The 13,734-nt window shown below is 64.8% G+C and carries 16 protein-coding genes; 2 read left to right on the top strand and 14 right to left on the bottom strand.

The genetic code is table 11. The features are described 5' to 3' along the window. Window positions 1-31 precede the first annotated feature (31 nt). The 3 genes from BLR57_RS08770 to BLR57_RS19605 all read right to left on the bottom strand — a co-directional run bounded on the left by BLR57_RS08770 (window position 32) and on the right by BLR57_RS19605 (window position 2,464). Window positions 32-1,195 carry an AI-2E family transporter gene (locus BLR57_RS08770; RefSeq protein WP_170830595.1) on the bottom strand — a complete coding sequence of 388 codons (1,164 nt, stop codon included), beginning with the start codon at window positions 1,193-1,195 and terminating at the stop codon, window positions 32-34. 286 nt (window positions 1,196-1,481) lie between these two features. Then, the gene (locus BLR57_RS19350) at window positions 1,482-1,631 is read right to left on the bottom strand and encodes a hypothetical protein (protein WP_170830594.1); all 150 of its coding nucleotides are present in this window, start codon (window positions 1,629-1,631) and stop codon (window positions 1,482-1,484) included. A 38-nt stretch (window positions 1,632-1,669) separates the two neighbouring features. Continuing rightward, window positions 1,670-2,464: a hypothetical protein gene (locus BLR57_RS19605; protein ID WP_211603199.1), complete on the bottom strand. Its 795-nt coding sequence runs from the start codon at window positions 2,462-2,464 to the stop codon at window positions 1,670-1,672. A gap of 67 nt (window positions 2,465-2,531) precedes the next feature. Here BLR57_RS19605 and BLR57_RS18900 point away from each other — a divergent pair, with 67 nt between their 5' ends. Further along, window positions 2,532-2,984, top strand: coding sequence for a hypothetical protein (locus tag BLR57_RS18900; RefSeq protein WP_139173303.1), 453 nt, complete (start codon window positions 2,532-2,534; stop codon window positions 2,982-2,984). Between the two features lie 133 nt (window positions 2,985-3,117). Here the strand turns inward: BLR57_RS18900 and BLR57_RS08760 are convergent, their stop codons facing one another. The 4 genes from BLR57_RS08760 to BLR57_RS08745 form a co-directional block, all read right to left on the bottom strand. Further along, window positions 3,118-3,360, bottom strand: coding sequence for a DUF7999 family protein (locus BLR57_RS08760; RefSeq protein WP_089696826.1), 243 nt, complete (start codon window positions 3,358-3,360; stop codon window positions 3,118-3,120). 171 nt (window positions 3,361-3,531) lie between these two features. Next, complete coding sequence (locus BLR57_RS08755; protein ID WP_089696823.1) at window positions 3,532-3,714, bottom strand: DUF8178 family membrane protein; 183 nt, start codon at window positions 3,712-3,714, stop codon at window positions 3,532-3,534. 145 nt (window positions 3,715-3,859) lie between these two features. Continuing rightward, window positions 3,860-4,426: a DUF1684 domain-containing protein gene (locus BLR57_RS08750; RefSeq protein WP_089696820.1), complete on the bottom strand. Its 567-nt coding sequence runs from the start codon at window positions 4,424-4,426 to the stop codon at window positions 3,860-3,862. A 158-nt stretch (window positions 4,427-4,584) separates the two neighbouring features. After that, complete coding sequence (locus BLR57_RS08745) at window positions 4,585-4,833, bottom strand: DUF8028 family protein (protein ID WP_089696817.1); 249 nt, start codon at window positions 4,831-4,833, stop codon at window positions 4,585-4,587. A 649-nt stretch (window positions 4,834-5,482) separates the two neighbouring features. On the opposite strand from BLR57_RS08745, the gene BLR57_RS08740 reads away from it, so the two are divergent. Continuing rightward, window positions 5,483-5,770, top strand: a complete 288-nt coding sequence (locus BLR57_RS08740) for a DUF8072 family protein (RefSeq protein WP_089696815.1) — start codon at window positions 5,483-5,485, stop codon at window positions 5,768-5,770. Between the two features lie 68 nt (window positions 5,771-5,838). On the opposite strand, the gene BLR57_RS08735 is transcribed toward BLR57_RS08740, so the two are convergent. From BLR57_RS08735 to BLR57_RS08705, 7 genes are all read right to left on the bottom strand, one after another. Further along, complete coding sequence (locus BLR57_RS08735; protein WP_089696812.1) at window positions 5,839-6,768, bottom strand: DMT family transporter; 930 nt, start codon at window positions 6,766-6,768, stop codon at window positions 5,839-5,841. A gap of 61 nt (window positions 6,769-6,829) precedes the next feature. After that, entirely contained in the window at window positions 6,830-7,324 is a 495-nt protein-coding gene (locus BLR57_RS08730) for a CBS domain-containing protein (RefSeq protein ID WP_089696809.1), read from the bottom strand. Between the two features lie 84 nt (window positions 7,325-7,408). Beyond that, a complete protein-coding gene (locus BLR57_RS08725; RefSeq protein ID WP_089696806.1) occupies window positions 7,409-8,764 on the bottom strand; it encodes an ABC transporter ATP-binding protein in 1,356 nt (451 codons plus the stop codon). Then, on the bottom strand, window positions 8,757-9,950 hold the full coding sequence (locus tag BLR57_RS08720; RefSeq protein WP_089696803.1) for an ABC transporter ATP-binding protein: 1,194 nt from the start codon (window positions 9,948-9,950) through the stop codon (window positions 8,757-8,759). Before BLR57_RS08720 ends, BLR57_RS08725 begins: the two co-directional genes overlap by 8 nt. Further along, entirely contained in the window at window positions 9,950-11,062 is a 1,113-nt protein-coding gene (locus BLR57_RS08715) for an ABC transporter permease (RefSeq protein ID WP_089696801.1), read from the bottom strand. The genes BLR57_RS08720 and BLR57_RS08715 overlap by 1 nt, the downstream gene beginning before the upstream one ends. A 1-nt stretch (window position 11,063) precedes the next feature. Continuing rightward, window positions 11,064-12,062, bottom strand: a complete 999-nt coding sequence (locus BLR57_RS08710; RefSeq protein ID WP_089696799.1) for an ABC transporter permease — start codon at window positions 12,060-12,062, stop codon at window positions 11,064-11,066. Between the two features lie 3 nt (window positions 12,063-12,065). After that, window positions 12,066-13,691, bottom strand: coding sequence for an ABC transporter substrate-binding protein (locus BLR57_RS08705; protein WP_089696796.1), 1,626 nt, complete (start codon window positions 13,689-13,691; stop codon window positions 12,066-12,068). Window positions 13,692-13,734: the final 43 nt, after the last annotated feature.

The raw sequence follows: 13,734 nt of genomic DNA, 5'->3' as shown, positions 1-13,734 counted from the left end.
CTATTCGCACGCTTATCCACACAACGCCCGCTCAGTGGGTTTCGGAGCCGCCGTCGGCACTCTCCAGCCCCGTCTCTCCCCCTCTCTCTGTCCACGCGGGTTCGAGGAGACTCGTCTGGCCGACGTCGACCGGTTCCCCCCACGACTCGTACAGCGTCGGTAGCACGACCCGGACGAACTCGACGACGACGACCAAGAGCAACGGCGCGAGGAAGATGCCGTACCAGCCGAAGAGCAGCGAGCCGAAGATGTACGTCAGCATGAGCGTCCCGCTGTGGAGCGTCCCGCCGGAGACGAACGGTCTGAGCACAATGTCGGGGATGGTATCGACGACGACGAGCGAGAGCAGGGCGAAGGTGACGACGAACCACAGGGCTTCGGTCTGGCCTCTGACGACGGCGAGACCGGCGAGGTAGAGCGCGACCGGGATATAGACGAGTTTCATGCCGACGACGGGGATGAGACTGGCGACGCCGGTCAGGAGTCCGAGGAGCGCGGGGTAGGGAATCGCCAACCCGTCAAGCGCGACGGTGTTGAGCAGCGTGTAGGTGATGGCACCGATGGTCCCCGTGAAGACGGCGTTGGCGATGTTGCCGAAGTAGACGTTCTTGAGGTCGCGGTCGACCGCGTGTGCGTACGCGCTGAAAGTCGCATCGGGGACGCACTGGTGACACAGCGCGGCGAGTCGGGGGCCGTCGCGGAGGAGGTAGAACGCGACTGCCAGGATGACGAACAGGTGGAGCGCGCCGAGACCGACGAACGAGATAGACTGGCTCGCGACCGAGAGCGACTGGAGGAGCGTCGCGGTGTCGAGAGACCCCGAAAGCAACGCCTCGAGGTCGACGTCCGTCACCAGGGCGTTGAGGGAGGGGGCGAGCTGTGCTTGGAGACCGTCGAGTTGACGGCTCTGGAGGAACCGCGAAAGCTCTTCGACGGCGACCGAGAGCGTCGCCACGACGATGACCAGCGCGGGGAGCACGAGGAGGAACATCGCGAGGAAGGCAGCGAGCGTCGGCGAGGCGACGCGCCCGCGGAGCCGTCGGTAGATGGGCCGGACCGCGTAGTAGACGAAGACGCCGAAGACGAACGTTCCGATAAAGGAGTAGACGACGGCGAGAAGCAGGAGGGCGCAGACGGCTCCGAGTGTGACCCACAGCCGTCGAATCCGTGTGTGTTCGTCGGTGGTGACGCTCATCGCCTCTTCTACGCGGCCGAACTGCATAAGGCTGCGACGCGCTCCGGACGGCGTTGCCGGTATCGGCCACAGGGGATTTCACCCAGCCGGAACAGAGCAATACATGAGAGACACAGACCTGCCGCTACTGGTCTGTCTGGCCGTCTGTACGCTCGTCGTCCTCGCAGCCTTCTCGGTCGGTGTCGACTCCGCGACCACGCCCTCCGTCGTCGCATCCCCCGACACAGCCGGCTCCGAAGCCGAGCACACGGCGACGGTAACCGTCGACGGCGACGCCGCAGGCAGCTCACTGACCGGCTTCGAGGTCGCCTACGACCAGTCCGACGTCGCCGACGTCGGCCGCCCCGACATCGTCACGTTCGGTATCGACCGTGGCGACGACGCACCCGGAGCGGCCACAGATGTCAGTGTCCGTGGCGACGTCAGTAGCATTCAAACCGCCGCGCACACGCTGGAGATCACGCTCGGCGGTAATTATGGGATGACCAGCGGCGACGAAATCGTCCTCGTCCTCGACGGCGTCACTAATCCGGCCTCGACGGGAGAGTATCTTGTCAGGCTGGTCATCAACCCCGCCAGCGCGAACGAGCCCGCGACGGCGACACTCCGCGTCGTGAGTGAGACACCGACTGCGACGGCCACGGCCACTTCGACGCCGACGCCGACTCCAACGACTACGACAGCCTCCACGTCGACGACGACTGCGACAGCTACGACTACGGCGACCTCCACATCGACGACGACTGCGACTACTACGACATCCTCCACGGCGACAGCGACAGCCACGTCGACTGCGACGGCCACTTCAACGCCAACGCCGACTCCGACGGCCACAACGACGACTACGACGACATCCACGTCGACGCCGACTCCGACAACCACGACCACGACGACTTCAACATCGACACCGACAGCGACGGCTACGACGACTTCCACGCCGACGCCGACCCCGACGGAGCCAGGGATGTCAGTGAGTGGGTCGACGGCGACTCCCGAACCGACTGCAACAACGACACCGACCCCCGAACCGACAGCAACAACGACGTCGACACCAACAACGACTTCGACCCCGACGTCGACCCCGACGTCAGTAGACACGTCGACGACAGATTCACCGGATTCGACGGCCTCTCCGACCACCGACAGCCGAGAGCCGACGGAGACGGCTCGGAACGCGACATCTACGGGGGGCGAAGACGGTGACCGTACGGTCACCCCCGAAGGAAGTGACGACGACGGGTTCTCGGCATCGCCCACCGCGGTCGTCACATCCGTCTCTCTCGTCTCGCTGGGAGCCGTCGTCGCGCTCTACAGAGAGTCGCTTCTCGCCTCGTTGTTGCCCCTCGCCGCGTGGGGGCGCGAGAAGGACCCGGTAGTCACCGTCACAGCCGACGCGACTCCGACAGGCGAGACGACCTACACGGCGTCCGTCTCGTCTCGGGAGCGTGTGACGGGCAAGATCGCGTCGCTCGCAGTCGACTTCGGGGCGGTCGCGGCGGCCGGAGACTCACTCGGCGAGCCATCGGTGACGGCTGCACTGGAAGGACCCGAGACGAGAGACGAGATCGACGTCGAGACGGCCGACGTGGCCGGGACGACGCTCCGGGTTTCGTTTGCTCCCGAGACCACACTCCGTCGGCGTGACGAACTGGTCGTCGAAGTCACGGACGGACCAACACCGTCCGCCGGCGACTACGAGGTGCCGGTTACGGTCGACTGTGCCGACGGCCCGACGGTGACGGAGACCGCGACGGTCACAGTCGACGAAGGAGCAACAAGCTATGAGTAACGAGTAACGAGTGAACCGCAGACAACGAGCGAGTCGGAGACGGCGAACGAGCCACAGCCGACGAGCGGGCGTCGACATCGCTCCGAGATGAACGAGTGGAGGAAGGCGAAAGAGAGAGGGAGAGAGGACGCGATTACCGACCGAACGAGAGCGCGCGCCAGGCGTTGCCGCGGGTGCCGATGGGTTCCGTGACGAGCGGTACCGACGCGCCCTTCGGCAGTTCGCGGAGCGTCTCTTCGAGGTCGTCCGAGGTGTATTCGACGATGTGACGCGTCTCGTTCTCTTCGGCGACGTGGACGGTGAGCGTGCCGTAGCGGTTCATCTTCCGGTCGATGGTGACAGTGCGGGGCGCGGGATTCGGAGCGACGGTGGTCATATAGCAATACTATGACGCAAGCACCTTAAATTGTGTCCTTACACACCTATCCCGACCTAATACGTGGCGAGTGACCAACTGCCTGGAGAATAATGTTAGATTGTTAGTCGAATCGTGTGATTCGTATTCATGGTGTCAACCGTCACCAATCGGCGGACGTCTCCCCCGAAATCAGACCGGGCGACCCTGACCCTCGGTCCCGACGAGGTAGGTTCCGTAGGTCAATGCGGCGGCTGCGGGGACGAGCAGTACCGATTCGAGCGTGGTTGCTCCGGGGAAGAGGCCGGGAATGAACGCAAGCGTGCCGACGACCATCAGGACGATGCCGACGAGCCCTTTCTTTGTGAAGTCCATGTCTCTACGGGCTATTGGGTGTGGGTTACATAATGAATTTCGCTTTTCGGCCGAATTCGCTTGTTTCATGCTACCAAGGCTCACGAATCGGCGGAGACAGACCGAGCGGTGGACTTGACTCCTCGACAGTCTCGGTTCCCCCCAGCTATCCCTCGAACCGTTCGCCCGCCGGAATCACCACGTCGAGCCAGTTCTCTTCGGGTGGCAGCGGGCAGGCGAACGTCTCGCTGTACGCACAGAAGGGGCTGTAAGCTAGGTTGAAGTCGAGCGTGAACGTATCGCCGTCGTCGAGAGTACGGTCGGTCTCGAACTCGATATACCGACCGTCTTTGTAGGTCTGTTGCCCCGTCGTCTTGTCGCGGAACGGGACGAAGAGCGGTTCGCCACTGCCCGGCTCCTGCTGGTACGCGGTGAGCGTCTGTTCGGTGTCACCGATCTCGAAGGTGAACCGGGCGACGCGGAGATACCGGACGTTCGGCCCGGCAGAGGTCTCCATCTCGACCGGGTCGGCTTCGGGGTCGTCGACGACTGCTACGGTCGCCTCCACACGGTACTCCGCGTCGGGGTCGAAGTACGACAGCCCGTCGAACGATTCGCGTTCGCCCGGCGGGATCGGTGACTGTGGATGCTCCGCGAAGAACTCGTCTTTTTCCGCCCGGTTCGCCTCCAGTCTCTCCGCCCACTCGTCGGCGTCGAAGTCAGTGTCGCTCATACGCCCGGTTGACGACGACGACACCTAACGGTTGTGAGACGGACGTCGGTGGTATCAGCGGAGAGTGAAGCAGGTGAAGCAGGTCGGGTGGAGCGAAGAGAGGGGGAGAGAACAGCGGTGGAGGGCCGTCTGCGTCCGTGATCGTGGTCGTGGGCGTGTCACCGACGGTGCTCGTGGCCGACGACGAACGCGACCAGATTGAGCAGGAGCAGGCCTGCGAACACGGACAGCTCGCTGGATTCGAGTCCACCCGCCAACAGCGGGAGGTAGAGGAACGGCAGCGAGACCGCCGCCCAGAAGCCGACGAACCGGATGGGCGCGGCGAGCATCTTCCGGCCGCGCTCGACCGGGAAGGTGGTGGTGAAGCGGGACACCGAGTCCGTGAGTTGCGTGGAGGAGTTTGACATTTGTGGGAACCTCTGTATCTCCACCATGGACGTCGGGGGGGATATACCCAGGTGAGCCTTCGATCCGTTTCGCCGTGTTTTACGCCGGAAATATAGTCGCCCAGACGTTTTACGAGACGATTAAATCAGATAAGAACGTTTATTCTCGCTTCTAAGTCTTTTTCTCTGTATCGTGCTAAAAGATGTCATGGATTGCCGGAGAGACGGCCATAACGAGCCAATACGGTGGGCGGTCGTCGGCTCAGGGAATCCACGGCAACGCTGTCCGCGTCGGACGGGCGGAGGCTCGGAGAGCAACCACGGTCGCGAGAGATGTCGTACGAAAACGGTATCGGAGGTGGCATCCGAAGTCGGGGTGACCGGCCACCGTGGTGGTGGCCGGAAGTCACACCCGCAGCAGGCCGGATGCATCACAATGCTCCGTTGGTCACGCACGGCCCGAATACGTCAACCGACACGGGAGAGAGGCGAATCGGTACGCAACCGGATTCGGGGTGCGTGACCGGAGAGAGGCCCCCTCCGGTGATAGCTATATACTGGCTACCTCCCGGCACGCCGCACCTACCCCCGGTTCCGACCCGCCCGCGGCTCTCGAATCACCAGCACGCAGTCGTCCGGTTTTATCCTCTCGACGGCCGTCCCCTCCCACATGGCAGAGCTCAACCGTCTCGCGAAGCGGATTCACAACATCAGTCCGAACCCCGTCCGGCTCACCCTCGACGACGGCAGCTCGGCGGTCTACCAGCTGTCGAGTACGCAGTGGTTCCAGACGGAGTTCCAAGGCGAGGGAACGTGCGATGCCGACGACGCCGACTACCGGCTGACGACGACCGAAGACGAGTCGGCAGTCATCGTCGGCCGCAAGGCCCCCGACGACGACGGCTGGCGCATGGTCGGTGAAGTCGTCGAGGTTGAGCGTGCAGACGGTGGCGACTAAGACGACTAAGACAGGCAGGAGGACCAGGACGACTAGGACGACTAGAACGACTAGAGCGAATAGGACGACTAGGACGAGACCGTTCCACGCCGAACGAGCGCGTCGCGGATCGCGTCGCGCTTGAGCAGGAGAAAGCCGAGGAAGATGAGAACGAACCCGCCGAACGTGGCAACCGTCGGCTCTTCGTTGAGGACGACCCAGCCGCTGAGCGCCGCAAACACGGGCGCGACGTACGAGACGAGGTTGATCTGAATCGGGCCGAGCCGGTCGAGCAGGTCGAAGTAGATGAGAAAGCCGACCGCACTGGCACCCACCGACAGATAGGTGAGCGACCAGAGGACGTCGAACGAGAACCACGCGACGGCCGCGGGCGACTCGCCGAGCCCGAGACTCAGGAGATGCATCAACAGCGCGCCGCCGAGCATCGACCACGCCTCCATCGACTCGATGGGCATCTCGGCGTCGATACGGCGCGTGAGCACACTGCCCAGCGCGAACGACGCCGTCGCCCCGAGGACGAGTAGCTTCGCGACGACACCGCCCGCCAGCAGGTTCCCCGGGTCGAGATCCGCGAGGACGGCGACGCCGACCAAGCCGAGCAGGAGACCGACGACGCCCGCCGCGTTCAGCCGCTCCTTCGGCAGGAGACCGCGGGCGAACCCGGTCGTCAAGACGGGCGAGAGGCTGACGATGACGGCAGCGGCAGCACTGTTGACGTTCGGGTCCGTCTCACCGATAAAGAGGAGCGCGTGGTAGGCTGCGATGAGCAGGACGGAGCCGACGGTGACGAGTGCCCACTGTCCTCGGCCGCGTGGCAGGGGGTCGTCGAGGACGACGAGGGCGTAGGCGAGCATGATGACGCCCGCGATGTCGTAGCGGACGGCCGCAAAGAGCACCGGCGGAATCCCGGCGAGCAGGCCAGCCTTGATGGCCATGAACGCCGATCCCCAGAGCGCGGCGAGCACGGCGAACAACAGGACGTTCCGATAACGGGTCACGTAGACGCTCGTCGTGGGGGTGGCCTCAAGGTTTCGTTCTCGGTGACGAGACGAAGGACGGCTACTGTGCGCGACGTTCGTCACGCAGTGCCCGCAGGACGTCCTGGCGGGCGATGATGCCGACCAACTGCCCGTCGTCGACGACCGGCAACCGGTTGATGTCGCGCTCGTCGTCGGCTAGGAGGTCCAGAATCCGGTCGAAGTCGTCGTCGGGGGCGACGGTGACGACATCCGTCGTCATCACCTCGCTGATGGGCCGCCCGGCGTTCTTCAGCACGTCGACGCCCATGTCGAGGTCCTTCCACGACACGTCGACGGCGTAGGTCAGCGTCTCCATGAACGGCGGGAAGCCGATGGGAATCCACAGCGTCCGGTCTTTGGTCTGAAACAACCCGACGAGGTCCTGCTGGGTGACGATGCCGACGACACCTCCGTCGTCGTCGAGGACCGGAAAGCCGTTGAACTGTGCTTTCGCCAACCGCCCGAGGACGTCGCTCACGTCGTCGTCGGGGCTGACGGTCTCGACTTCGGTTTTCATTATGTCGCGTGCGCGCATACTCGGAGAGAGGTGTCGGTGGGACAAGAAGCCGGTGGCAGGACAAGAGAGGATTTCGACCGCGACGAGGCGACGTGAGTCGGCTCAGTTGTCGGCGGTCGGCTCCGGCGGCGCGTCGGCCGCCGGTGGCTGTTCGTAGAGGTGACACGCCGACGGATGGGCGTCCTCCTGTAACGCGGGCCGCGTCGTCTCACAGACGCTCTTGAACCGAGCGCGGAGCACGTCGGCGGCCTGCTCGCGTTCGTCCTCCGCCAGCGCGTCGAGCGCGCGTTCGACGACCGTCTCGTTCTCACCCGACAGCCGCTCGGCGAAGAACGTCTCGCGGAGATGTCGCTTGAACGCCGGCTTGTCGCCTCTGTCGCCGTCGACTTCGGCCCACAGCGCGTCGAGGTTTAGGTCCGACTCGACGCGGTCGCGGAGGTTCATCACCTCGCGGTAGGTCGACTGGTCGATGTCGACGTCCGCGGGCGGGATGACCTTCGGACACCGCGTCCGGAAGCGACAGCCCGAGGGAGGGTTCCGCGGCGACGGGACGTCGCCCGGGAGTGCCTCGACACGGCGGCCGTGTTCTTCGACGGCCGCGCGGGGGACGCTCTCCAAGAGTGCCTCCGTGTAGGGATGTTTCGGGTTCTCGAACAGCTCGTCGGTCGGGCCGAGTTCGACGACGTTACCGAGATACATCACGGCGACGCGGTCGCAGATGTGGCGGACGACCGAGAGGTCGTGGGCGATGAAGAGATACGTCAGGCCGAACTCGTCTTGCAGGTCGTCGAGCAGGTTGAGCACCTGGGCTTGGACACTGACGTCGAGCGCGCTGACGGGTTCGTCGAGCACGATGAACTCCGGTTCGAGCATCAGCGCGCGGGCGATACCGATGCGCTGCCGCTGGCCGCCGGAGAACTCATGGGGATAGCGGTCGATCTGTCCCGCTGACAGCCCCACGCGTTCGAGGTAGTCTTTCGCCTGCTCGCGGCGCGCCTCGTCTTTCGACAGACCGGTCGGCGGTTCGGCGGGCAGGTCGTGAATCTTCAACGGCTCGGCGAGGATGTCGCCGATGGTCATCCGTGGGTCGAGACTGGAGAAGGGGTCCTGGAAGACGATCTGCGCACGGCGGCGGAACGCCTTCAGCTCCGACTTGTCCATGTCGAAGATGTTCTCGCCGTCGAACTCCACGCGGCCGTCGGTGGCCTCGCGAAGTCTGAGCAGCGTCTCGCCGGTCGTCGACTTGCCACAGCCCGACTCGCCGACGAGACCCAGCGTCTCGCCCTTCTCGATGTCGAAGCTGATGCCGTCGACGGCCTTGACGCTCTTCGTGTCCCGACGCAGGACCGTGTCGAGGAACGTGTCGCGCTCGAAGTAGTACTTCTTGAGTCCCTGCACGCTGAGAACCGTCTCTCCTTCGGCGGCGGCATTCGCGGCCGCCTCAGAATCACTAGTCATCGGCGGACACCTCCTCTTCCTCGGCGGTGAAGTGGCCGTTCTCTAACGCCTGTGACTCGTCGTATTCCTGGTTTGCGAGCACACATCGGACACGGTGTTCGGTTCCGTCGGTGTCCATCTCCGGGATGCGGGTCAGACAGTCCTCCATCGCCTTGGGACAGCGGTCAGCGAAGTAACAGCGGTCGTCCATCTCCGAGTCGATGAGACTCGGCACGTTGCCCTCGATGGGTTGCAGGCGCGGTGCGGGATCGACGAGGTCCGGAATCGAGCCGAGCAAGCCCTGCGTGTAGGGGTGGACAGGGTTCTCGAAGACGTCTTCGAGCGTCCCGCGTTCGACGACCTCGCCGGCGTACATCACGCCGACGCGGTCGCACATCCGGGCGATGACGCCGAGGTCGTGGGTGATCATCACGACCGTCATCCCCTCCTGGTCCTGCAGGTCGCGTAGGAGGTTGAGGATCTGTGCCTGGATGGTGACGTCGAGTGCCGTCGTCGGCTCGTCGGCGACGAGCACGTCCGGCTCGCCAGCGAGTGCCTGCGCGATCATTGCGCGCTGGAGCATCCCGCCGGAGAACTGGTGGGGATACTCGTCGGCGCGCTCTGCGGGGTCGGGGATGCCGACCTGTTCGAGCAGCTCAACGGCGCGGTCCATGCTCTCGTCGTTGACGTAGTCCCGCGAGGGCAGGAGGCTGTCGACGATGAGGCTGCCGAGCCCGTACCCCTGCGTCCGCGAGCGGGTGCGCCGGGGATTCGCCCGCGCACGCCGCTGGACCTCGACGGCCTCGGCGATCTGCTCGCCGACCGTCAACGAGGGGTTGAAGCTGCTCATCGGGTCCTGGAAGATCATGCTGAACGACGGGCCGCGCAGCGACCGCCGGACGCCCTTCGGGAGCCGTCGGATGTCGACGAAGTCGCCGTCGACCCCCTCCGGTATCTTCTCGCGGAACTCGTCGGCCAACTCGGCGTTGCGGTACCACACCTCGCCGCCGGTCACGCGGCCGGGCGACTCGATGAGGTCGATGAGCGAGAGCGCGGTCACGGACTTGCCGGACCCCGACTCGCCGACGATACCGTAGACTTCGCCGTCGCGGACGTCGAAGGAGACGCCCTCGACGGCGTTGACCTGCCCCTCCTCGGTGAAGAAGCGGGTCTTCAGGTCTCTGACTTTGAGAATCTCGTCTGCCATCAGACACCACCCTCCCCTTCGATACCGGGGTCGAACGCGTCTCTGAGCCAGTCACCGACGAGGTTGAGGCCGATGACCGTCAGCACGATAGCGATGCCGGGAATCGTCGAGATCCACCACGAGGTCGACTGATACTGCCGACCGAGCGCGATGTCGAAGCCCCACGACACGTCGGCCCCGGAGAAGCCGAGGAACGACAGTGCGGACTCCAAGAGGATGATCGCCGCCACCTGAATCGTCGCCAACACGAGGATGGGCGTCACCGAGTTCGGCAGGACGTGCCGACCGATGATACGGGAGTTGCCCGCGCCGAGCGCGCGGGCGGCCTTCACGTACTCCTCTTCGCGCACCGAGAGTGCCTCCCCGCGCGAGACGCGGGCGAACCACACCCAGTTGACGAGCGCGACGACGACGATGACCGTCCCGGGGAGGACGACGTTCGACGGCATCGTCCCGGTCGTCAGCCCGAGCAACTCGCGCCACCAGCCGGCGAAGCCAGTGGTGACGAAGGGGTCGGGGATGCGGACCACCGCCTGTCCCCAGACCCCGACGAGTGCGATGGCGAGCACGAGCGACGGGAACGCGAGCATGATGTCGGCGGCGCGCATCAACGCGTCGTCGACTTTGTCGCCGTAGTACCCCGCAGTCAGGCCGACGGTCACGCCGATGAGCGCGGCCAAGCCGGTCCCGAACAGCCCGACGAGAATCGAGGTGCGCGCGCCGTAGATGACCCGCGAGAGGATGTCACGGCCGTTGCCGTCGGTCCCGAGCGGATGTGCGAGCGTCGCGTTCTCGTAGACCGTCCGGTTTTCGGTGACGATCTGGCCGTTCTCGATGACGACGCTGCCGTTCTCCTGGACGGTCACCTCCTGCGTCTCGGCGGTACTGAAGCCGAGCGGAGGCTGGCGTGCCTCCTCTAAGTTCTGTTGTCCGGGGCTGTACGGCGCGATGAGCGGGGCGAACACCGCCATCGACAGCATGAGGACGACGATGGCGATTCCCACTTTCGAGAGGACACTCCGGCGAAGCTCCCGCTTGAGGTTCCGTACCGTCCGCGGTGAGAGTGCCGAGCCAAGTGCCCGCGTTATCTGATCGAGAATATCTGAGAGCATATCAGTCGAACGCCACCTGTGGGTTGACGTACGCGTAGAGCGCGTCGACGAGGATGTTCACGACCACGAAGCCGACGGCGACGATGATGAGCGACCCCTGGAGCACCGGCCAGTCGCGGGCGTTGATACTGTCGATGATGAGCGTCCCGAGTCCGGGCCACGCGAACACCGCTTCGGTGATGACCGCCCCACCGATGAGCGTCCCGATCTGCAGGCCGACGACGGTGATGATGGGGATGAGCGTGTTCCGCAGCACGTGCTTGTAGCGGACGAGCGTCTCGGGGAGGCCCTTCGCTCGCGACGCGCGAACGTAGGACTTCCCGAGTTCGTCGAGCATCCCGCTCCGTGTGAGCCGTGTGATGAGCGCGGTGAAGTACGTCCCCAGCGTGATCGCCGGGAGTGTGATATGCCACGCCCACGTCACCAGGTCGTCGAATCCGGCCGCGAACTGTAACGTCGCGATCTGTGCGAGTGCCGTGTCGAGACCGACGGGCCGCTGGCTCGTCGGGAACAGGTTCAACTGCACCGCGAGCACGATGATGAGCATCACGCCGAGCCAGAAGTTCGGCGTCGAGATGCCGAGCAGGGAGAACACCGTCGCGCCGTAGTCCGCAGGCTCGTGGCGTCGCGTCGCGCTGACGACCCCGAGCGGGATGGCGATGACGACCGCGACGACCGTCGCGGCGATGGCGAGTTCGAGCGTCGCTGGCAGTCTCGCTAGCACACGCGCCAACACGGGTGTCCGTGTCGTCAGCGACAGCCCGAGGTCACCGACGGGGATGCCGGCGATGAACTCGGCGTACTGGATGTACAGCGGCTGGTTCAGCCCGAGTTCCCGGACGACCTGTTGGCGGACCTCAGGGTCCACGTCGGGCGGGAGCAGGACGTTCGCCGGGTCACCCGGCGAGATGAACCGGAGACCGAACACGACAGTCACGACCCCCCAGATGACGAAGAGGCCCTGAAGCGACCGCTTGAGCAGGAACCGGGACAGTGACATTGGCTACTGCTGGGAGATGGCGTAGGCGTCGATGCGCTCGTCGGCGCGTGCCTCCCACGCGAGGCTGTCGTTCACGCCGTAGACACTGAACTGCTGGTTCAGGAAGATCCACGGTGCCTCGTCGTGTGCAAGCTGGTTGGCCTGCTGGAGCGTCTGGTCGCGCTCGTCGCCGGACTGCTGTCCGGCGTCCGCGAGCAGTTGGTCGAACTCCTCGTTACTCCACGAGGAGAGCGCTCCGTCGGTGCTGAGCAGTGCCGTCATGACGAGTCCGCCGTCGAACGTCGCTTCACCCCAGCCGATGAGATACCACGGCGGCTTGTCTTCAATGTTGCCGGTGAGCAGTTCGTCGACGAGCGACCCGAAGTCGCGCTGGCGGACCGACGCCGTGACGTTCGGGAGTTCGTCGATGTAGCCGGCGACTGCCTGGGCGATTTCGAGGTCCTTCAGGTAGCGGCCGACGGGCGTGTTGAGTTCGATCTCAGCACCCGCGAAGCCGCTCTCCTCGACCATCTGTTCGGCCATGTCGGGGTCGTACGGATAGGGGTCGACGTCGGAGTTGTGGCCGACGAAGCCCTCCAGCGTCGGCTGGCCCGTCTGGGCACCGAAGCCTTCGAGGACGTTCGAGACGATGCTCTCCAGGTCGATGGCGTAGTTCATCGCCTGGCGGAACTGGACGCTCGAGAACGGCTCGACGTCGTAGCGCATCGCGTTGTAGATGATACGCGTCGACGGCGCGGAGGCGATGCGGACGTTGTCGCTGTTGTTGACCCGCTGGACCTCCTGCGGCGGGACGTTGACGACGATGTCCGTCTCGCCCTGGAGCAGCTGGTTGACGCGGGTACTCGCCTCTGCGGCGGCACGGAAGGTGACGCCCGAGGCCTCGGCGGGTTCCTGCCAGTAGTCGTCGTAGCGTTCGAGGACGACTTCGACGTCCTCGGTGTACGACGAGAGCTGGAACGGTCCGGTGCCGTTCATGTTCTGGCTGATGTAGGACTTGTCGTTCTCCTCGACCCACGACTGCTGCATGACGTCGCAGTACGTCGCGAACTCGGAGAAGACGATGGGGTTCAGCCCGTCGTTCATCACCTTCACCGTCCCGTCGCCGGTCGCTTCGGCACCCGTGACGCCAGCGAGCTGGTCGACCTGCGGGCTGGCGAAGCCGACGTCCTCTTGGACGATACGGTTGATGCTGTAGGCGACGTCCTCGGCGGTGAGTTCGTCGCCGTTGTGGAAGGTGACGCCCTCGCGGATCTGGAACTCGACGGCGTCCTCGCCGTCGACGCGGCTGTAGTCGGTACCGAGACCGGCCACGACCGCACCGTCGGCGTCACGGGTCAGAACTCCCTCGTAGGCGTGGAGGACGACGATGTCGGTCGTCGTCTCACGGTGGTCGTGGGGGTCGAGTCCCGAGGGCATGTTGCCCTGCGTGATAGTGACGTCGAACTCGTCCATGCTTCCGCCGTCGCCACCATCGGAGGACGTGGTGGTCGTCTCACTGCCACCGTCGGAGGACGTGGTCGTCGTCTCGCCACCGTCACTGGCACAGCCCGCGATGGCCGCGGAGGCGGCGGCACCACCGGCGAGCTTGAGATACGACCGTCTGCTAACGTGCGACTGGTTATCAGTCATGAAGGGTACTTCCGGCAGAGACCCTTAAATATGCTATGGTAAA

The organism is Halogranum gelatinilyticum (assembly GCF_900103715.1).
In the GTDB taxonomy this organism is placed as follows: Archaea; Halobacteriota; Halobacteria; order Halobacteriales; family Haloferacaceae; genus Halogranum; species Halogranum gelatinilyticum.
The sequence above is the reverse complement of the archived record's forward strand: the minus strand, read 5'-3'. Positions and strand labels throughout refer to the sequence as shown.

What these genes read in the sequence shown, in the direction of transcription:
- BLR57_RS08770 (WP_170830595.1), bottom strand. Translation starts at nt 1,195, where the DNA reads ATGAGCGTCACCACCGACGAACACACACGGATTCGACGGCTGTGGGTC.
- BLR57_RS08760 (WP_089696826.1), bottom strand. Translation starts at nt 3,360, where the DNA reads ATGACCACCGTCGCTCCGAATCCCGCGCCCCGCACTGTCACCATCGAC.
- BLR57_RS08755 (WP_089696823.1), bottom strand. Translation starts at nt 3,714, where the DNA reads ATGGACTTCACAAAGAAAGGGCTCGTCGGCATCGTCCTGATGGTCGTC.
- BLR57_RS08750 (WP_089696820.1), bottom strand. Translation starts at nt 4,426, where the DNA reads ATGAGCGACACTGACTTCGACGCCGACGAGTGGGCGGAGAGACTGGAG.
- BLR57_RS08745 (WP_089696817.1), bottom strand. Translation starts at nt 4,833, where the DNA reads ATGTCAAACTCCTCCACGCAACTCACGGACTCGGTGTCCCGCTTCACC.
- BLR57_RS08740 (WP_089696815.1), top strand. Translation starts at nt 5,483, where the DNA reads ATGGCAGAGCTCAACCGTCTCGCGAAGCGGATTCACAACATCAGTCCG.
- BLR57_RS08730 (WP_089696809.1), bottom strand. Translation starts at nt 7,324, where the DNA reads ATGCGCGCACGCGACATAATGAAAACCGAAGTCGAGACCGTCAGCCCC.
- BLR57_RS08725 (WP_089696806.1), bottom strand. Translation starts at nt 8,764, where the DNA reads ATGACTAGTGATTCTGAGGCGGCCGCGAATGCCGCCGCCGAAGGAGAG.
- BLR57_RS08720 (WP_089696803.1), bottom strand. Translation starts at nt 9,950, where the DNA reads ATGGCAGACGAGATTCTCAAAGTCAGAGACCTGAAGACCCGCTTCTTC.
- BLR57_RS08715 (WP_089696801.1), bottom strand. Translation starts at nt 11,062, where the DNA reads ATGCTCTCAGATATTCTCGATCAGATAACGCGGGCACTTGGCTCGGCA.
- BLR57_RS08710 (WP_089696799.1), bottom strand. Translation starts at nt 12,062, where the DNA reads ATGTCACTGTCCCGGTTCCTGCTCAAGCGGTCGCTTCAGGGCCTCTTC.
- BLR57_RS08705 (WP_089696796.1), bottom strand. Translation starts at nt 13,691, where the DNA reads ATGACTGATAACCAGTCGCACGTTAGCAGACGGTCGTATCTCAAGCTC.